The 18,218-nt window shown below is 61.5% G+C and carries 21 protein-coding genes; 14 read left to right on the forward strand and 7 right to left on the reverse strand.

What is annotated here, in order from left to right; all coding sequences use genetic code 11:
- Positions 1 to 242: 242 nt before the first annotated feature.
- On the forward strand, positions 243 to 1,130 hold the full coding sequence (gene rhtA, locus ACF8K2_RS12905) for a threonine/homoserine exporter RhtA (protein ID WP_186555785.1): 888 nt from the start codon (positions 243 to 245) through the stop codon (positions 1,128 to 1,130).
- Positions 1,131 to 1,322: 192 nt separating this feature from the next.
- On the forward strand, positions 1,323 to 1,604 hold the full coding sequence (locus ACF8K2_RS12910) for a hypothetical protein (protein WP_186555784.1): 282 nt from the start codon (positions 1,323 to 1,325) through the stop codon (positions 1,602 to 1,604).
- A gap of 53 nt (positions 1,605 to 1,657) precedes the next feature.
- Here ACF8K2_RS12910 and ACF8K2_RS12915 read toward each other — a convergent pair whose 3' ends face one another.
- Positions 1,658 to 3,466 carry an aminopeptidase P family protein gene (locus ACF8K2_RS12915; RefSeq protein ID WP_392465155.1) on the reverse strand — a complete coding sequence of 603 codons (1,809 nt, stop codon included), beginning with the start codon at positions 3,464 to 3,466 and terminating at the stop codon, positions 1,658 to 1,660.
- A gap of 172 nt (positions 3,467 to 3,638) precedes the next feature.
- On the opposite strand from ACF8K2_RS12915, the gene ACF8K2_RS12920 reads away from it, so the two are divergent.
- Both ACF8K2_RS12920 and ACF8K2_RS12925 read left to right on the forward strand, forming a co-directional pair.
- Positions 3,639 to 4,751, forward strand: coding sequence for a DUF3182 family protein (locus ACF8K2_RS12920; RefSeq protein ID WP_392465156.1), 1,113 nt, complete (start codon positions 3,639 to 3,641; stop codon positions 4,749 to 4,751).
- Positions 4,735 to 5,505, forward strand: coding sequence for a S9 family peptidase (locus tag ACF8K2_RS12925; protein WP_264234907.1), 771 nt, complete (start codon positions 4,735 to 4,737; stop codon positions 5,503 to 5,505). The genes ACF8K2_RS12920 and ACF8K2_RS12925 overlap by 17 nt, the downstream gene beginning before the upstream one ends.
- Here the strand turns inward: ACF8K2_RS12925 and ACF8K2_RS12930 are convergent.
- Positions 5,484 to 5,864 (reverse strand): antibiotic biosynthesis monooxygenase, encoded by a 381-nt coding sequence (locus ACF8K2_RS12930; protein WP_186555780.1) that lies wholly within the window; start codon positions 5,862 to 5,864, stop codon positions 5,484 to 5,486. The genes ACF8K2_RS12925 and ACF8K2_RS12930 overlap by 22 nt on opposite strands.
- Before the next feature lie 86 nt (positions 5,865 to 5,950).
- Here ACF8K2_RS12930 and soxR point away from each other — a divergent pair, with 86 nt between their 5' ends.
- Positions 5,951 to 6,421, forward strand: coding sequence for a redox-sensitive transcriptional activator SoxR (gene soxR, locus ACF8K2_RS12935; RefSeq protein WP_186555779.1), 471 nt, complete (start codon positions 5,951 to 5,953; stop codon positions 6,419 to 6,421).
- Between the two features lie 33 nt (positions 6,422 to 6,454).
- The gene (locus ACF8K2_RS12940; protein ID WP_186555778.1) at positions 6,455 to 7,012 is read left to right on the forward strand and encodes a cysteine hydrolase family protein; all 558 of its coding nucleotides are present in this window, start codon (positions 6,455 to 6,457) and stop codon (positions 7,010 to 7,012) included.
- Between the two features lie 3 nt (positions 7,013 to 7,015).
- Here the strand turns inward: ACF8K2_RS12940 and ACF8K2_RS12945 are convergent, their stop codons facing one another.
- Positions 7,016 to 7,579: a helix-turn-helix domain-containing protein gene (locus ACF8K2_RS12945; RefSeq protein ID WP_392465160.1), complete on the reverse strand. Its 564-nt coding sequence runs from the start codon at positions 7,577 to 7,579 to the stop codon at positions 7,016 to 7,018.
- Positions 7,580 to 7,662: 83 nt separating this feature from the next.
- On the opposite strand from ACF8K2_RS12945, the gene ACF8K2_RS12950 reads away from it, so the two are divergent.
- From ACF8K2_RS12950 to ACF8K2_RS12980, 7 genes are all read left to right on the forward strand, one after another.
- A complete protein-coding gene (locus ACF8K2_RS12950; RefSeq protein ID WP_392465161.1) occupies positions 7,663 to 8,622 on the forward strand; it encodes a DMT family transporter in 960 nt (319 codons plus the stop codon).
- Positions 8,623 to 8,771: 149 nt separating this feature from the next.
- Positions 8,772 to 11,702 (forward strand): monovalent cation/H+ antiporter subunit A, encoded by a 2,931-nt coding sequence (locus tag ACF8K2_RS12955; RefSeq protein ID WP_186555775.1) that lies wholly within the window; start codon positions 8,772 to 8,774, stop codon positions 11,700 to 11,702.
- Complete coding sequence (locus tag ACF8K2_RS12960; RefSeq protein ID WP_186555774.1) at positions 11,702 to 12,046, forward strand: Na+/H+ antiporter subunit C; 345 nt, start codon at positions 11,702 to 11,704, stop codon at positions 12,044 to 12,046. The genes ACF8K2_RS12955 and ACF8K2_RS12960 overlap by 1 nt, the downstream gene beginning before the upstream one ends.
- A complete protein-coding gene (locus tag ACF8K2_RS12965; RefSeq protein WP_392465164.1) occupies positions 12,043 to 13,719 on the forward strand; it encodes a monovalent cation/H+ antiporter subunit D in 1,677 nt (558 codons plus the stop codon). Before ACF8K2_RS12960 ends, ACF8K2_RS12965 begins: the two co-directional genes overlap by 4 nt.
- On the forward strand, positions 13,716 to 14,204 hold the full coding sequence (locus tag ACF8K2_RS12970) for a Na+/H+ antiporter subunit E (protein WP_392465166.1): 489 nt from the start codon (positions 13,716 to 13,718) through the stop codon (positions 14,202 to 14,204). The genes ACF8K2_RS12965 and ACF8K2_RS12970 overlap by 4 nt, the downstream gene beginning before the upstream one ends.
- Positions 14,201 to 14,479 carry a K+/H+ antiporter subunit F gene (locus ACF8K2_RS12975; RefSeq protein ID WP_186555771.1) on the forward strand — a complete coding sequence of 93 codons (279 nt, stop codon included), beginning with the start codon at positions 14,201 to 14,203 and terminating at the stop codon, positions 14,477 to 14,479. The genes ACF8K2_RS12970 and ACF8K2_RS12975 overlap by 4 nt, the downstream gene beginning before the upstream one ends.
- On the forward strand, positions 14,476 to 14,841 hold the full coding sequence (locus ACF8K2_RS12980) for a Na+/H+ antiporter subunit G (RefSeq protein ID WP_392465167.1): 366 nt from the start codon (positions 14,476 to 14,478) through the stop codon (positions 14,839 to 14,841). Before ACF8K2_RS12975 ends, ACF8K2_RS12980 begins: the two co-directional genes overlap by 4 nt.
- Positions 14,842 to 14,863: 22 nt before the next feature.
- On the opposite strand, the gene ACF8K2_RS12985 is transcribed toward ACF8K2_RS12980, so the two are convergent.
- Positions 14,864 to 15,079 (reverse strand): hypothetical protein, encoded by a 216-nt coding sequence (locus ACF8K2_RS12985; protein ID WP_312155140.1) that lies wholly within the window; start codon positions 15,077 to 15,079, stop codon positions 14,864 to 14,866.
- The gene (locus ACF8K2_RS12990; RefSeq protein ID WP_186555768.1) at positions 15,076 to 15,546 is read right to left on the reverse strand and encodes a hypothetical protein; all 471 of its coding nucleotides are present in this window, start codon (positions 15,544 to 15,546) and stop codon (positions 15,076 to 15,078) included. Before ACF8K2_RS12990 ends, ACF8K2_RS12985 begins: the two co-directional genes overlap by 4 nt.
- A gap of 208 nt (positions 15,547 to 15,754) precedes the next feature.
- Between ACF8K2_RS12990 and ACF8K2_RS12995 the strand changes: the two genes are divergently transcribed.
- Complete coding sequence (locus ACF8K2_RS12995; RefSeq protein ID WP_186555793.1) at positions 15,755 to 16,051, forward strand: hypothetical protein; 297 nt, start codon at positions 15,755 to 15,757, stop codon at positions 16,049 to 16,051.
- Positions 16,052 to 16,059: 8 nt separating this feature from the next.
- On the opposite strand, the gene ACF8K2_RS13000 is transcribed toward ACF8K2_RS12995, so the two are convergent.
- Complete coding sequence (locus ACF8K2_RS13000) at positions 16,060 to 16,254, reverse strand: hypothetical protein (protein ID WP_186555767.1); 195 nt, start codon at positions 16,252 to 16,254, stop codon at positions 16,060 to 16,062.
- 118 nt (positions 16,255 to 16,372) lie between these two features.
- Positions 16,373 to 17,992 carry a methyl-accepting chemotaxis protein gene (locus ACF8K2_RS13005; RefSeq protein ID WP_392465170.1) on the reverse strand — a complete coding sequence of 540 codons (1,620 nt, stop codon included), beginning with the start codon at positions 17,990 to 17,992 and terminating at the stop codon, positions 16,373 to 16,375.
- Between the last annotated feature and the right edge of the window lie 226 nt (positions 17,993 to 18,218).

Consider the following 18,218-nt stretch of genomic DNA (forward strand, 5'->3'; position numbering starts at 1 on the left):
CTGCCGATCAGAAGATCGAAGCACCTCCAGTACTGCGTGGAACATCTAACTCGTTGATACTCAAGGAGTTTTCCGCTCCAACTACGCTGGAAGTGGGGCGCATTATAAGGGGATCTGAGAGGGCGTCAACCCTTAATTTCAATAAACCTCAATTAATGTTCAAAGTGCCGCTTGCGGTCCCTTGCAGCTATTGCGCACTATAGTGCTCAACCGCACGATCACCCATGGATCACCCCCTAGACATGAGCACTCAACCCCGCAGCCTGGCCACCACCCTATTCCCCATTGGCCTGCTATTAATAGCCATGGCGTCGATCCAGTCCGGCGCCTCCCTAGCCAAGAGCATGTTCCCCATGGTCGGCGCGCAAGGCACCACAACCCTGCGCCTGGTATTTGCCAGCATCATCATGCTGCTTCTATTGCGCCCCTGGCGGGCACGCATGAACAGCAGCACCTGGCGCAGCGTGATCATCTACGGCATGGCCTTGGGCGGAATGAACTTCCTCTTCTATATGTCGCTGCGCACGGTGCCGCTCGGCATTGCCGTCGCGCTGGAGTTTACCGGGCCCTTGGCGGTTGCGATTCTCGCCTCACGCCGGGCCATCGACTTTGTCTGGATCGCATTGGCCATCGTCGGCCTACTGCTGTTGATACCGGTCGGCCAAACCGGCAGCGCCATTGACCTGGTAGGCGCCGGCTACGCGCTTGGCGCCGGAGTGTGCTGGGCGTTGTATATCCTTTATGGACAGAAGGCCGGAGCCGAAAATGGTATTCAGACCGCAGCCCTGGGCGTAGTGATCGCGGCACTGTTCGTTGCCCCCATCGGCGTTGTGCACGCGGGCAGCGCTTTGCTCAGTCCGGCGTTGATTCCCCTGGCACTGGGCGTGGCTATCCTCTCGACCGCCCTGCCCTACAGCCTGGAAATGGTCGCCCTGACGCGGATGCCAGCGCGCACCTTCGGTACCTTGATGAGCATCGAGCCGGCATTCGGTGCACTGTCGGGCCTGCTGTTCCTGGGCGAGGTACTCAGCGTTGCCCAGTGGCTGGCCATCGCCGCCATCATCACCGCATCGGTTGGCGCCACGTTGTCGATGCGCAAGGAAACCACGCCGCCGGTAGCCGCCGACTGACATGAGAAATATTTCCATTTGAGACGGCGTTAGCGGTTGTACCCATCCGCCCGGCTGATTAAGCTGTCACCAAATCATAATATTTACGCTATCTACTGTGCCGAACACGGACGCTGGGGAAATTTCAGGAAGAAATCGACGCGATGACGACGGGGGCAGGCAATGTGGTCGCTCCTGCATTTAAGGACAGGAATGAAACGTATTTTGCTCATCCTGGCCATCTTGGCCATTGCTGGGTGTGCCGCTACCGCCAAAACCGAGGTGAAGCGGGGGAAAAAGGGACTGCATATCAATTGCTCCGGCCTCTCCTCCTCCTGGGAAAAGTGCAACAGCAAGGCAGCCACCTCTTGCGGCAGTCGAGGCTATAAAGTCATAGCCCGCTCCGGTGACACTGACGAAGAGCCCGGCGACTACTTGTTCGGGATCAACCCCGCCGGCTACACCAGCCGCAGCATGATCGTGATCTGCAAGTAGCAACGCAAAAGGGCAGCCTACGGGCTGCCCTTTTTATTGCACGCGCAAGCTGCTCAGATCGCTGCGGTGCGCGCCTGCAGCCAGGCCAGTGCCTCGCCCTGCAATAGAGGGGTCAACCGCTCACGTACCTCGGCGTGATAGCTGTTGAGCCAACGCAGCTCCTCTTGGCTGAGCATCTCGGGCAGCAGGCAACGGCTATCGATTGGACACAGGGTCAAGGTTTCAAAGGCCAGGAAATCGCCAAAGGCGCTTTTGCCCACCTCGCGATTGACCACCAGGTTCTCTATCCGCACGCCCCACTCACCTGGCCGATAGGTTCCCGGCTCGATCGAGCTGATCATGCCCGCCTGCATCGCGGTTTGTGGCGTGGTCGCCGCCTGATAGGCGATGACCTGCGGCCCCTCATGCACATTCATGAAATAGCCCACACCATGGCCGGTGCCATGACCATAGTCGACCTGGTCAGCCCAAATCGGCGCGCGGGCGATGGCATCGAGCAGCGGCGAGAGGATACCGCGCGGGAAGGTCGCCCGCGACAGCGCGATCATGCCCTTGAGCACCCGCGTGCAATCCTGGCGCTGCTCAATAGTCGGACTACCAATCGGCACCATCCGCGTAATGTCAGTGGTGCCCCCCAGATACTGGCCGCCCGAATCGATCAGCAGCAAGCCATCACCTTCGATCAGCGCATGCGATTGCTCGGTGGCGCGGTAGTGCGGCATCGCCCCATTGCCATTGAACGCAGCGATGGTGGAGAAACTCAGTGAGACAAAGTCTGGTCGCCGGGCACGGGCGGCGGTCAGGCGCTCATCGATAGTCAGTTCGGTAATGGGTTCCTTGCCCAGGGTCGCTTCGAACCAGGCGAAGAACTCGCACAGTGCAGCACCATCCTGCTCCATGGCCTTGCGGATATGCACAAGGTCCTGCTCGCCCTTGCGAGACTTGCTCAAGGTCGTCGGGTTGACCCCTTCAAGCAATGACACCTGCGCATCGAGCTTATCCAGCAACCCGCAGGTAACTCGCGTCGGATCGACCAGCAGCCGGCTGCCTTTGCCGATAGCCGCCAACGCCGCCCCGATCTGCTCATAGCCCAGCACTTCAATGCCGTCGACCGACAACACCTGACGCAGATGCGGATCAATCTTCTCCAGCCCGACGAACAACGTCGCCTGCTCCTGGCTGATCAAGGCAAAGGAGACGAACACCGGATTGTAGGAAACATCGCTACCGCGCAGGTTGAACAACCAGGCAATGTCGTCAAGGGTGGCAATGAGGTGCCAGTGCGCGCCCTTATCCCGCATGGTCTGGCGCAGATCCGCCAGCTTCTGCGCGCGATTGACCGTGGCATGCGGTGGCAAGTGCTGATAGACAGGATTGCCAGGCAGCGCCGGGCGGCCCTCCCACACGTGCTCAAGCAGGTCCTTGTCGGTCTTGAGCTGCGCCCCTCGCGCTTGAAGGTTCTGCGCCAATTGGCGAGAAGCACTCAGCGCCAGCACCGCACCATCCACTGCCACGCAGCCTTGCTGCTTGATGTTTTCCCCTAGCCACTCCAACGCGCCAGGCCGGCCGGGCAGCATTTTCATCAGTTCGATACCACTGCCGGCGAGCTCGTTCTGCGCCTGCTCCCAATAGCGGCTGTCGACCCACAGCCCGGCGAAATCCGCCATTACTACCAGGGTCCCGACCGATCCATGAAAACCGGACAACCACTGGCGCCCTTGCCAATGGCCCGGCAGATATTCCGACAGATGCGGATCGGCAGAAGGCACCAGCAAGGCGTCCACCCCTTCCTTGGCCATGACCTCACGCAGGCGTGCGAGGCGCGCTGGCACGCTTTGCTGAATCGGGGACTGACTGTTCATGCGCACTCCTGCGATAACTTCTTCGACATTCAATGGCCTCGATAATGGAACAGCTGCCAGCTCGCCGCAATCGGCACGATGCCGTTATCCCCGCCACCGTCGATCAATCTTGCTGAACTTCGCCGCCGCTGCGGCTTCACATTTCATACACGCCCAGCGGACGAGATTGCACATGCCCTGTTCTCCACAACCGCACAGCGCCGTAGTACTGCTCGACACCCGCGAGCACACCCCTGAGCACGAGCACGCCACCCATCTGCAGCTGGCCGAGCACCTGGCCAAGCTGCTGGGCATAAACTGTACACAGCCTGATCAGCCACCAACCGCAGCTGATCGCTACTACTACCTCCCTACCGAAACCCTGATCGATCCGCAGCGCTACCGCGGTATGGGTATCAACAGCGAGCAGGACCTGTTCGGCGGCATGGTCAGCCATCCTTATATAGCTACCAAGGCGATCTCCCATCCGTTGCCCGCCAATGGCAGTTTTCCACCGGGCTGGACCGACGCCTTCGCCCAGCAGGCCAGTGATGCGCTGCTCAAGGGTTATACCGTGTTCAGCAAGGACGACGCCCGGCGTGCGGCGCAGCTGCTGCTACCTGAGGGGGCGGTGCGGATCAAGCCCGTGTTGGCAACCGCAGGTCGTGGCCAGGAAGTCATCGAACAGATCGATCAGCTGGAACCGTTACTGGCTGAAATGGATGACCAGACATTGAGCCTTTGCGGACTGGTCCTGGAGGAAAATCTCACTGATGTGCAAACCTTCAGCGTCGGCCAGGTGCGAGTGGCCGGCTTGACCTGCAGCTATCACGGCACCCAGCGCCTGACCCATGACCACCAAGGTATCGAGGTATACGGCGGATCGGATCTGCTGGTGGTACGGGGTGACTACCAGGCCCTGCTGCAATTGCCACTGGAAGACCCGGTTCGCTTGGCAGTCAATCAAGCCATGGCCTATGAACAAGCCGCTGAGCAGCACTTCCCAGGCTTTCTTGCCTCGCGGCGCAATTACGACATCGCGCGCGGGCTGGATCAGCACAACCATATGCGCAGCGGTGTGCTCGAACAATCCTGGCGACTAGGCGGCGCCAGCAGTGCCGAAGTACTGGCCTTGCGGGCGTTCGCCGATGACCCGACCCTGCAACGGGTGCAAGCCTCGAGTCACGAAGTGTTCGGCACCACGACGCTGCCCGCAGACGCCACTCTCTTCTATCAGGGGAACGACAGTGAACTCGGACAATTCAGCAAATACGCACGGATCCGCGAGCATGGCCATTCAGAGTGAGACCGTCGAATTGCAGGTCCAAGGCGAAACCATCGCTGGAACCTTGGTCAGCCCTGGCAGCAAGATGCCAGGCATTCTGTTCGTCCACGGCTGGGGTGGCAGCCAGCAGCGCGACCTGGCCCGGGCGCGGCAGATCACCGGCTTAGGTTGCGTCTGCATGACCTTTGATCTGCGCGGCCATGAAAAAACCGAAAGCCAGCGCCTGACCGTCACCCGCGAGCAAAACCTGGATGACCTGTTGGCCGCCTATGATCGGCTGGTCAGCCATCCTGCAGTTGACCCTGGCGCGATTGCCATCATCGGCAGCAGTTACGGCGGCTACCTGGCGACCCTACTGACCTTGCAGCGCCCAGTGAAATGGCTGGCCATGCGCGTGCCGGCGCTGTACTGGGACGATGAGTTCAACATCCCCAAGCAGGCGCTCGACCGCCAGCGCCTGAATGCCTACCGCCAACGCAGCCTAGGCCCGGCCGACAACCGTGCCCTGGCCGCCTGCGCGGAGTTTGCCGGCGACGTGCTGTTGGTTGAGTCCGAGCAGGACGACTATGTCCCACACAGCACCTTGATGAGCTACCGCTCAGCGTTCGTCAGCGCCCACTCCCTGACCCATCGCACTGTCGATGGCGCCGACCATGCGTTGTCCAGTGAGGAAAGCCAGAAGGCCTATAGCGCGATCCTCGCTGCATGGATCAGCGAAATGGTCATCGGCGCGCGCCTGGACCGCTACCCGCATTACGCGCCCTGGTACGCCTGAGGCTCGCCAACCTCGCAGTGCAAGCCGCCATCGGCGCCGCGCACCAGACTGCGCAAGGTCTGATAAGCCGCGAAATTCACCCCCTTGGCCTGATGCTGGCAGAGCAGGTCAAGGAACGGCTCCTCGACAAAGCACGCGCTTGCCGCAGCCCATTCATAACGCGATTGCCATTGCAGGTATTGCAGCACGCGGCTGCCATCGTCGCTGGCCTGGATGCTCACACCCAGCAAGCCTTCGCAGCGCGAGGCCAGCTGCTCACTGCGCAGCACCAACGCTTGAGCCAGTGCAGCCTGACGCGCCGCTGGCACTTCGTATTCGATCATCTGGGTGAACCACAGGGCATTAGGGTTTGCCGTCATGGGCTGTCTCCTTGTAGCGGATACTTGCAGCAATGATGGCCGGCAGGGTAAAACCTCCAGTTAACTCAAGGTCAAGGACTATTTTCATGCCGAGCAAATCGCCCAACAGCGAAGAACGCCTGCTCAGCGTCGGCCAGCTCGCCAGTCGCAGCGGGGTAGCGGTCACCGCCCTGCACTTCTACGAAACCAAAGGCTTGATCCACAGCACTCGTAATGCGGGCAATCAGCGCCGCTATCCACGGGCGATGCTGCGCCGGGTGGCGGTGATCAAAATGGCCCAGCGCTTGGGCATCCCGCTGGCCGACATCGCCCAGGCCTTGGCCAGCCTGCCACAAGACCACACCCCCAGCGCCGAAGACTGGCAGCGACTGTCCGCACGCTGGCGCCAAGACCTGGACCAGCGCATCGAAGCGCTGACCCTGCTGCGCGACCAGCTCGATGGCTGCATTGGTTGCGGCTGCATGTCACTCAAGGAGTGCCCGCTGCGCAATCACCATGATCGTATGGCCGAGGAAGGCCCCGGTCCTCACCTGCCCGTGGCAAACGACTACGCTTGACTGACATTCGCCAAGACCCCACAGGAGGCAGCAATGAGCAACCAGGCTTTAATCATCATCGATATCCAGAACGATTACTTCGCAGGGGGCAAATGGACCTTGGAAGGCGCCGACGCGGCAGCTGACAATGCCGCCCGGCTGCTGGCCGCCGCCCGCGAGCGCGGTGACCTGGTGGTGCATGTACGTCATGAGTTCGAATCTGCCGACGCACCGTTTTTCACTCCCGCATCCGAAGGGGCACAGATACATCACAAAGTGACCCCGCTCGAAGGCGAGCCGGTGGTGCTCAAGCACCAGGTAAATGCTTTTCGCGATACCAACCTCAAGGCCGTGTTGGATCAACGTGGTATCGACAAACTGACCATTGTCGGCAGCATGAGCCACATGTGTATCGACGCCGCCACCCGCGCTGCGGCTGATTTCGGCTACCAAGTCTCAGTCGCCCACGATGCCTGCGCCACCCTGCCCCTGGACTTCACCGACCAGCAAGTGCCTGCGGCGCAGGTCCACGCAGCGGCGATGGCCGCCTTGGCATTTGCCTATGCCGAGGTCGAAAGTACCGACAAGCTGCTGGACAGCTACCAACGCTAAACCTCAGATCACCACATTGCGCACGAAGCGCACAGGTAAGTCACCTTCGTTGCGGTAGGCATAGGTGCAGTCGCTGGGAAAGACATGGAAGTCACCCGCGCCAAGCACGTGGACCTGCCCTTCGATGATCAAGGTCAGACGGCCCTCGGCGACGTAGATCTGCTCGCTCCAGCCCTGGGCGTCGGCTTCGCTGGCGTAGCATTCGCCTGGGGCCAAGGTCCATTCCCACAGTTCGACCTCGCGCCGGGCCGGGCTGGTGCCGAGCAACACGGCTTTGCTACCGGCACGCTCGCCGGCCCAGGCCAACTCGTTGATTCGGCTTGGGTCGCGCTTGTCCGGCGCCTGGATCAAGGTGCTGAAGGCCACCCCAAGGGCTTCGGCGATCAGGTCCAAGGTGGTCAGGCTGACGTTCTTTTCACCCGCCTCGATAGCCACCAGCATCCGCCGACTGACCCCGGAACGCTCAGCCAAGGCGGCCTGGCTCAAGCTAGCAGCAGCGCGCAGTTGACGAACATTCTGACTGACATGCTGAAGCACTGAGGCTCGGTGCGCAGAATTTTTGTGCACTATATTGCTCACTCATCTAGGTTGCGCAGTATACTGCCCACTTTGTGGCGATTGTGCGCCGCCTCCGCCGAGTGTGCAAGACCATGAGCCAAGCCCCCAGCAGCCCACACACCTCCGTTTCCTTGCGCCTGAGTAAAGCCGAGTTGGTGCTGGTGTTCATCACCATGCTGTGGGGCGGCACCTTCCTGATCGTGCACAACGTCATGACCGTCAGCGGGCCGATGTTCTTCGTCGGCCTGCGTTTTGCTGCGGCCGCTTTGTTCGTTGGGCTGGTGTCGGCGCGCGCACTGTCAGGGCTAACCTTCACCGAGCTCAAGGCCGGGGTGCTGATCGGCGTGACGATCATGCTCGGCTACGGTTTGCAGACCATGGGCCTACAGACCATCAGCAGCAGTCAATCGGCGTTCATCACGGCCCTTTACGTGCCGTTCGTGCCGCTGCTGCAATGGCTGGTGCTGGGCCGTCGCCCTGGACTGATGCCAAGCATTGGTATCTGCCTGGCGTTTGTGGGCCTGATGCTGCTCGCCGGCCCCACCGGTGGCAGCCTGCACTTCAGCGAAGGCGAACTGGTAACGCTGGTCAGCGCGGTGGCGATTGCCGGTGAAATCATCCTGATCAGTCGATACGCCGGCCAAGTCGACGTGCGCCGGGTCACCGTGGTACAACTGGCTACCGCCTCGGCCTTGTCGTTCCTGATGATCGTGCCGACCCAAGAACAACTGCCGGACTTCTCCTGGCTGTTGCTGACCAGCGCGCTTGGGCTGGGCCTGATGAGTGCGATCATCCAGGTGGCGATGAACTGGGCTCAGAAATCGGTTTCGCCCACCCGGGCGACCCTGATCTATGCAGGTGAGCCGGTCTGGGCTGGGGTAGTCGGACGCATTGCCGGCGAGCGGCTGCCAGGCGTTGCGCTGCTGGGTGGCCTGCTAATTGTGGTCGCGGTTATCGTCAGTGAGTTGAAAGTACGCCGGACGCGCGACACCGAGCAACAGCAAGCCGAAGACCTGCACCATGCTCAAGGCGAACGCGAAACAAGACAATAAAGCGGCAAACAGCAGCTATGCTTTGAAAAAAACTGTTATAAAAAAACAGCGTGTCACACCCCTTTTGTATGATTCTGCGACAGCTTGCGTGTTGGTGATCACCTTCCCGGCACGTATTATCCTTGGAAACTTCTCCAGATTAGGTCGCTATGTCATTGATAGTGCTATTGCTTCTGCCGTTCCTGGGCAGTTGCCTGGCAGCCGTCCTGCCGCACAACGCGCGAAATGCCGAGTCCATTCTCGCCGGGCTTGTGGCGTTGGTCGGCACCGTCCAGGTGGCACTGATGTACCCGCAAATTGCCGACGGCGGGGTGATTCGCGAAGAATTTCTCTGGTTGCCTAGCCTGGGTTTGAACCTGGTGCTGCGAATGGACGGCTTTGCCTGGCTGTTCTCGCTGCTGGTACTGGGCATCGGCACGCTGGTGTCACTGTACGCCCGTTACTACATGTCGCCGCAAGATCCGGTGCCGCGTTTCTTCGCGTTTTTCCTGGCCTTCATGGGCGCAATGCTCGGCCTGGTGATCTCTGGCAATCTAATCCAGCTGGTGTTCTTCTGGGAGCTGACCAGCCTGTTCTCGTTCTTGCTGATCGGCTACTGGCACCACCGCGCCGACGCCCGTCGCGGCGCCTACATGGCGTTGATGGTCACCGGCGCGGGCGGGCTGTGCCTGTTGGTAGGGGCCCTGCTGCTTGGCCATGTGGTCGGCAGCTATGACCTGGACAAGGTCCTCGCCTCCGGCGAGGCGGTACGGCAGCACGCCCTGTATCCGGTGTTGCTGCCGCTGATCCTGATTGGCGCGCTGAGCAAAAGTGCGCAGTTCCCCTTCCAGTTCTGGCTGCCACATGCCATGGCAGCACCCACCCCGGTATCGGCCTATCTGCACTCGGCCACCATGGTCAAAGCCGGGGTATTCCTATTGGCCCGGCTGTGGCCGACCCTGGCGGGTAGCGAAGAATGGTTCTGGATCGTCGGCGGCGCTGGGGCGATCACCCTGCTACTGGGCGCCTTTGCCGCGATGTTTCAGAACGACCTCAAAGGCTTGCTGGCCTACTCGACCATCAGCCACCTGGGCCTGATTACCCTGCTATTGGGTTTGAACAGCCCACTGGCCGCAGTCGCCGCCGTGTTCCATATCCTCAACCACGCCACCTTCAAGGCGTCGCTGTTCATGGCGGCCGGGATCATCGACCACGAGAGCGGCACCCGCGACATTCGCCGCCTCAGCGGTCTGATCCGGCTGGTGCCATACACCGCCACCCTGGCCATGGTCGCCAGCGCCTCGATGGCAGGCGTACCGCTGATGAACGGCTTCCTGTCCAAGGAAATGTTCTTCGCCGAAACCGTGTTCATCAGTTCCACCGCCTGGGTCGAGGCCGCCCTGCCGGTGATCGCCACCCTGGCCGGCACCTTCAGCGTCGCCTATGCGCTGCGCTTCACCGTCGATGTGTTTTTCGGCCCAACTGCGCAAGACCTGCCGCATACTCCGCACGAACCCCCGCGCTGGATGCGCGCGCCGGTCGAACTGCTGGTGCTGACCTGCCTGGTGGTGGGCATCTTTCCCGCTCAATCGGTTGGCCCGCTGCTCGCTGCGGCAGCGTTGCCAGTGGTCGGCGGTACCTTGCCGGAATACAGCCTGGCGATCTGGCATGGCTGGAATGCACCGTTGATCATGAGCCTGATCGCCATGTGCGGCGGTGTGGTGCTCTACCTGCTGCTGCGCAAGCAACTGCGTCGGGGCCGCTTCCCTTATCCGCCGCTGATCGAGCGCTTCAATGGCAAGCGCCTGTTCGAGCACGGTTTGGTGCGCCTGATGTTGCTGGCGCGCCGCGTTGAAGGCGTACTCACCACCCGCCGCCTGCAAAAACAACTGTTCATGCTGGTCCTGGCGGCGTTTATCGCCGGCCTCATGCCAGTGCTGTATACCGGCCTGACCTGGGGTGATCGACCGAAAATCCCAGGCTCCGGGGTCTTCGTCGCACTTTGGCTGATTGCCATTGCCTGCGCCATCGGCGCCGCTTGGCAAGCCAAGTACCACCGTCTGGCTGCGCTGATCATGGTCAGCGTCTGCGGCCTGATGACTTGCATCACCTTTGTCTGGTTCTCCGCGCCTGACCTGGCCCTGACCCAACTGGCAGTAGAAGTGGTCACCACCGTGCTGATCCTGCTTGGCCTGCGCTGGCTACCGCGCCGGATCGAAGGAGTGTCGCCGCTTCCTGGCAGCCAGGAGCGCGCGCGCCTGCGGCGCCTGCGCGACTTGCTGCTGGCGGTGCTGGTCGGTGGTGGCATGGCGCTGCTGTCCTACGCCATGCTGACCCGGCCAACGCCCAACGACATTTCCTCGTTCTACCTCAGCCGCGCGCTGCCGCAAGGCGGCGGTACCAATGTGGTCAATGTGATGCTGGTGGACTTCCGCGGTTTCGACACCCTCGGCGAAATCACCGTCCTGGTCGCCGTGGCCTTGACCGTCTTTGCCCTGCTGCGTCGCTTCCGCCCGCCGAAAGAGAGCATGCAGTTGCCTGCCCAGCAACGCCAATTGGCGCCGGACGTGGTCACCGACCTGATCAACCCGCGGCACGCCACCGATACCGCTCTGGGCTTCATGATGGTCCCGGCTGCGCTGGTGCGCCTGCTGCTGCCAATCGCCCTGCTGGTGTCGATGTACCTGTTCATGCGCGGTCACAACCAACCGGGAGGCGGCTTCGTCGCCGGCTTGGTGATGTCGGTGGCGTTCATCCTGCAGTACATGGTCGCCGGCACCCAATGGGTCGAGGCGCAGATGAGCCTGCGACCGCTGCGCTGGATGGGCACCGGCCTGCTTTGCGCGACCCTGACCGGTGCCGGCGCGATGCTGTTGGGCTACCCGTTCCTGACCACCCATACCGCCCACCTGCACCTGCCTTTGCTGGGTGATGTACACGTGGCCAGCGCGCTGTTCTTCGACATCGGCGTATACACCGTGGTAGTGGGCTCGACCCTGCTGATCCTGACCGCGCTGGCGCACCAATCGGTCCGCGCCTATCGCCCAAGCAGCCCGCAGAGAACCAACCCACAGCAATCCAGCCAAGCAGGAGCCGCCTGATGGAAGAAGTCATAGCAGTAGCCATCGGTGTCCTGGCCGCCTCCGGCGTCTGGCTGATCCTGCGTCCACGGACCTACCAGGTGATCATGGGCCTGTGCCTGCTCTCCTATGGGGTCAACCTGTTCATCTTCAGCATGGGCAGCCTGTTCATCGGTAAGGAGCCGATCATCAAGGATGGCGTACCGCAAGACCTGCTCAACTACACCGACCCGCTGCCCCAGGCACTGGTGCTCACCGCGATCGTCATCAGCTTTGCCATGACTGCACTGTTCCTGGTAGTGCTGCTGGCCTCGCGCGGCCTGACCGGCACCGACCACGTCGATGGCCGGGAGCGTGACGAATGAGCTGGATGAATCAACTGATCATCGCGCCGATCCTGCTACCGCTGGTGACTGCCTCGCTAATGCTGTTGCTCGGTGAGAAACGTCGGCGCCTCAAGGGCCATCTGAACCTGCTGTCGAGCATCATTGGCCTGGCGATTGCCATCACCCTGCTCACCTGGGTGCGCACTCAAGGTCAGGCCGAGTCGATTGGCGTGTACCTGCCCGGCAACTGGCCGGCGCCCTTTGGCATCGTACTGGTAGTCGATCACCTCTCGGCGCTGATGCTGACCCTCACCGGTATCGTCGGAGTCAGCGCGCTGCTGTTCGCCCGCGCCCGTTGGGATGGCGCCGGGGCCAGCTTCCATGCGCTGTTCCAGATCCAGCTGATGGGCTTGTATGGGGCGTTCTTGACCGCCGACCTGTTCAACCTGTTCGTGTTCTTCGAAGTGTTGCTGGCGGCCTCTTACGGCTTGCTGCTGCACGGCTCGGGGCGCGCACGGGTCAAGGCAGGGCTGCATTACATCGCGATCAACCTGTTCGCTTCCTCGCTGTTTCTGATCGGCGCGGCGATGCTGTATGGGGTCACCGGTACACTGAACATGGCCGACCTGGCGTTGAAGATCCCGCTGGTGCCGGAGGCTGACCGGGGCCTGCTGCATGCGGGCGCGGCGATCCTGGCGATGGCGTTCCTGGCCAAGGCCGGTATCTGGCCGCTGAACTTCTGGCTGGTGCCCGCTTATGCCTCGGCCAGCGCGCCGGTGGCGGCGCTGTTCGCGATCATGACCAAGGTTGGCCTGTACGCAGTGCTGCGCCTATGGACGTTGCTGTTTTCCGGCCAGGCCGGTGCTTCGGCGCACTTTGGTGGGCAATGGCTGATCTACGGCGGCCTGGCAACCCTGGCAGTGGCGGCAGTGTGCATTCTCGCTGCCCAGCGCCTGGAGCGCATGGCGGCACTGAGCATTCTGGTTTCGGCCGGCACGCTGATGGCCGCAGTGGGCTTTGGCCAGCCGATCCTCACCGGCAGCGCGCTGTTCTACCTGGTCAGCTCGACCCTGGCACTGTGCGCGCTGTTCTTGCTGGCCGAGCTGGTCGAACGTTCGCGCTCGGCCAATGAAGCACCGCTGGATGATGACGAAGGCATGCCTTCGCCGTTGGAGTCACTGCACCCGCCCAAGGGCATCAACCTGGACGACGAGCAGAAGGCGGTAATCGGCCAGATCATCCCCTGGACCATGGCCTTCCTGGGCTTGAGTTTCATTGCCTGCGCCTTGCTGATCATTGGCATGCCGCCGCTGTCTGGCTTTATTGGCAAACTGGGCCTGATCAGCGCGCTGTTCAATCCGCTCGGCCTGGGCACCGCCCCCGAGCAGCCGTTGTCCGCCGCTGGCTGGGCGCTGGTAACGCTGTTGATCCTGTCGGGCATGGCCTCGCTGATCGCCTTCGGCCGTGTCGGTATCCAGCGTTTCTGGAAGCCTGAAGAGCGCCCTTCGCCACTGCTGCGACGCTATGAATGCCTGCCGATCGTGATCCTGCTCGGCTTGTGCATCATCTTGAGCTTCAGGGCCGAGCCACTGCTGCGTTACACCCAGGATACCGCCGCGAGCCTGCAAGCGCCTGATGCCTATATCGAAGCGGTGATGGCTACCCGGCCGGTCCCAGGCCCCACCACCTTTGACGTACAGGTGCAGCCATGAGCCGAGTCTTCCCCGCACCGCTACTGTCCGTTGCACTGTTCGTTTTGTGGCTGCTGCTGAACCTGTCACTGAGCCCTGGCAATCTGCTGCTGGGCGCTCTGCTGGGCATTCTCGCGCCGATCCTGATGGCGCCGTTGCGCCCCCAGCACGCACACGTGCACCGGCCGTGGGTGATCGCCAAGCTGATCGGCCGCGTTGGCCTGGATGTGATCATTTCGAACCTGCTGGTAGCGCGTAGCGTGCTGCGTGCCGGCAGCCGTCCGCCACGCTCGGCGTTCGTCCACATTCCCTTGGCCTTGCGCGATGCCCACGGCCTGGCGGCCTTATCGATGATCACCACGGTGGTCCCCGGTACCGTTTGGTCGGAGCTGGCGCTGGACCGCAGTGTCCTGCTGCTGCATGTGTTCGACCTGGACGACGAAGCGGACTTCATCGAACACTTCAAGCACACCTATGAACGCCCGCTGATGGAGATTTTCGAATGACAGGCCTGCTCGCCAACGCCATTCTCGCCAGCCTGTTCATCTTCGCCATCGCCATGGCCCTGGCGCTGGTCAGGCTGTTTCGCGGCCCGTCCGCCCAGGACCGGGTGCTGGCGCTGGACTACCTGTACATCCTGGCCATGCTGATGATGCTGGTGCTGGGCATTCGCTACGCCAGTGATACCTATTTCGAGGGCGCACTACTAATCGCCCTGTTCGGCTTCGTCGGCTCTTTCGCCCTGGCCAAATTTCTCTTGCGCGGTGAGGTGATCGAATGACCGAAGCCCTTGAACTGCCATTGTGGCTGGAGCTGGTCACTGCCGCCCTGCTGCTGACCGCCAGCCTGTTCGCCCTGATCGGTGCCCTGGGGCTGGTGCGCATGAAAGACTACTTCCAACGCATGCACCCGCCCGCGCTGGCTTCGACCATCGGCGCCTGGTGCGTCAGCCTGGCGTCGATCGTGTATTTTTCATGGGTCAAGCAAGGGCCGGTGCTGCATGCCTGGCTGATTCCAATCTTGCTGTCGATCACCGTGCCGGTGACCACACTGCTGCTCGCCAGAGCGGCCTTGTTTCGCAAGCGCATGTCGGGGGCATCGGTGCCAGAAGAAGTCAGCAGCGGCCGCGATCGCGGCAACTGAACCGGCCTCAGCTACGCACCCACTAGCCTGGATCCTGGCTCAGCCTCTCTAGCTCACGTCGCACCATCGCGGCATACGGCGCGGGGTTGAGCCGGTACAGCTCACCCGCCACCCAGCCTAACCAGGCACCGCCCAGCTCATCTTTGCGCGCCAACAGTTGCTCGGCTTGCGCCGTAGCGCGGGCTTGATGCTGAGTGTGAAACTGCGCCCGTCCAGCAGGCGGGCCTTCAGTGCTCACTCGCTAGCCTTGAACGTGGTGAGTTCGCCCTTGCGCCATTTGGCAACTTTGCCGGTTACCGCTTTGAGCATCTTGCCCAGGCCTTCCTGCACTTGCTGCTGTGCGGCGAACACCAGCATTACCCCGTGACCGTTGCGGAACACGATGCCATCACCTTCCGGGACCGAGACAAAGGCATAGTCGCCCTGGCCATAGACATTGAGCTTGATTTCACGAAAACGCAGTTCCAGCTTGCCACCCTCACGACTGGGCAATACTGCCGCGCGAAAGTGATCACCAACCTTGAGTTCCAGGCGTGGCTTGTCATCGACCACCAGAGCGCTTTCAGTGTCGATCTCAGCCATGTACAGGCCTTCAGGACTTTGCTCGGTGACATAGACAAACCGCCCTTGGAACAGCTTGACCAACTTGGCCCGCAAATCACCCAAGGCAAACAATGCGTGGGTATCGAGTGTACTGACTGCCAATGAAGAGTTCCTCAAACCGGTTACATGCGCACCCCTTCGGAACCCCGGAGCGGCGCGGTCATTTCTAAACGATGCTTAAAAGATTATTAAAACCATGCACGATGGGCCTGTGAACATTGGCGATACGTCGCGCAGGAATTATTACTCCAGCTCGCCAGCCAAAGCGTCACAACCTGATAACGGCAGTTTTCCCCATTAGGGAAGCGTAATGTCTGACAACAGCAATGCCAGAAAAGATGCAATAGATAACAGCAGGCCCCCACAGAATGGGCCTCAGCATTCATCAGCGCATTACAAGGGACGAAATATGCACGAAAACACCGAAATCCGTCGAGAGGTGAAAGAAATTTCTTACCTCTATCGGGACAAAAAAGAGCCGCGTTTCGTGGTAATCCCGGCCGGTATCGCCTTCTTCCATGTTACCGAAAGCTCAACTGGGCGAGTCAAGGGCTTCAGGCGGCGTCACCAGGATGCCTGTGAACTGGCTCGCCATCTTGAACGATGAGGCAACCCTCAGGCTGCCTGCCCCTTGGCTAGCTGAGCCATCCAGGCGGCCTGACACTCGAGCGCTTCGCCGCGGCTGGCGAACGCCGTACCACGCCGCTCGCCATTGACCAACACCACCCAACACACCCTACGCCCCATGGCCTTGAAGGTAGCAGGCACCCCGGAGCCTATCATTACGGCAACATCGACTCGGCTATGCATAATCCCCTCCGGAATTTAATTAGCAACCTAACGATATAGCTATGATACGCCCGCTCGGGGCTGAATAAAAGCACTCGCCCGTACTGCTGTTTTGCGCCAACAGCAATAAACCCAGGGTTCAATCGAGCCCAGGCTCGGGTCGATAACCCAGGCGCAAACCACCCCAGTGCCGGCCTTTGACGAATACCGGCACCGACAGATCGTGCATCAGCTCAGCAGTATCGCGGCTGTAGGTCTGCAACAGCAGGCGCTGCTGATGACTGCCGCAGCGTATGCCAGTGCGGTCATCGAACAGCCGTTTGCTGCGATTGTGCGCGGTGTCATGGGCCTCATCACCGGTGAGCGGCAGGCTGAACGCCGCATTGTGGGTGGGCACGTAACCTTCTGGGGTGCAGGCGATGGCATAGACCATGCCCTCGTGTTGGGTCAGCAGCGGCTCCTGGATGCCTGGCAGCACACTGTCGGTGTACTGATCAAAACGCGTGTTGAAACGCGGTGGGCGCATGCCGGGGATAGGCTGATAGCGGCGATCGAACAAATCATCCAGGCTGATGAGACCTTGCTCGATATCCTGCTCGAAGCGCTCGCCAATCGCCTGTGCCCCCCGCATAGCCAAGTCGAAAATGCGCTGGTGATAGTCATCCAGACCGACTTCGGCCAGGCGTTCGCTGAGCGCTTCGGCCTGGCTCTCCATCTGCACCGCTGCCTGGGCCAGGCGCTGGGTCTGCTGGTCACTGAGTTCAAGGTCGGCGCGCACCTGCCCCACCGCTTGAAACAAGTTGTCCAGTTGCACTTGGTTGACTGCGGTACCCTCGGCGATCTCACCCACTTGGTGCTCCACGCTGGCGGCAAGCTGGGCAATCTGAGTCAGCTGCTCGCCAGTATCTTCGACCTGCTCCAGGCCGCTACTCAGATCGCCGGCCAAGTTGCGGATCTGCTCGACCACCTGGGCGGTACGCGCCTGAATATCGGCCACCATCTCTCCCACTTCGCCGGTAGCTGCCGCAGTACGCCCCGCCAGCCCCCGCACCTCGTCGGCGACGACCGCGAAGCCACGCCCATGCTCACCCGCACGGGCGGCCTCGATGGCGGCGTTGAGCGCCAGCAAGTTGGTCTGGCTGGCGATGGCCTGAATCACCAGGGTGACCCGGGCGATGTCCTCGCTGCGCTGATGCAACGCTTCGATCAACTCGCGGCTGGCGGTTGCGCGAGTGCTGAGCTGATGCATGCGCTGGATCGAGTCGGCCAGTACCTCGCGACCCGCAGCGCTGCTGACATGCGCAGTACGTGCGGCGTCCAGGGCTTGCTGGCTGAGCTGGGCGGTGGCCTTCTCGGTACCGATCATGATCTGCGCACTGTCGACGATTCGCGAGGCGGCGCCCAACTGCGACTGCAAGCGCGTGGCCAGCTGCTGTACCGAAAACGCCATGGCAGCGGCGGACAGCGCGTTATGCGTGGTATTGCGCGCCAAGCTCTGGGTCAGATCGTGGGGCATGGGTAATGGCTGCTCGGCGACGTCGGCAGCCGCTGGCTTACGGCGCCAGAGCGGGATCCACAGCACCAACAACGCCAAGGGTAACGCCAGATAGAACGGCAGTTGAGCAAAGGCCATCGCGGCCAGCACAACGCCCAGCGCCAGGCCTTGCAACAGGGCGACGGTGACAGGGATTCGGCCAGGTGTCGGCTGGAGTGATTGGCTGGCGGGCAGAGATCCTTCTCGCATCATCTTCGTGGTCATCCGTGTGTCGTTATTATGCGGCCATTAAACGCCACTATTAGGCCATTATCTATGGCTCTTTAGGAGGTAAGGGGCTAGGGGTTGACGCAGGACAAGCTTATGGATGGCTCAGGATATAGCGCTGCGCTGAAGATGGCTCCGCTAGCGCGGCGCTTCGCGGGCAAGCCCGCTCCTACAGGGCCCGCGTGGTTTGGTGAGTCAGCGCAGTGCCTGTGGGAGCGGGCTT

Origin of the sequence: Pseudomonas sp. xss_2, from assembly GCF_043104195.1 — a bacterium.
Lineage (GTDB): Bacteria > Pseudomonadota > Gammaproteobacteria > Pseudomonadales > Pseudomonadaceae > Aquipseudomonas > Aquipseudomonas urmiensis.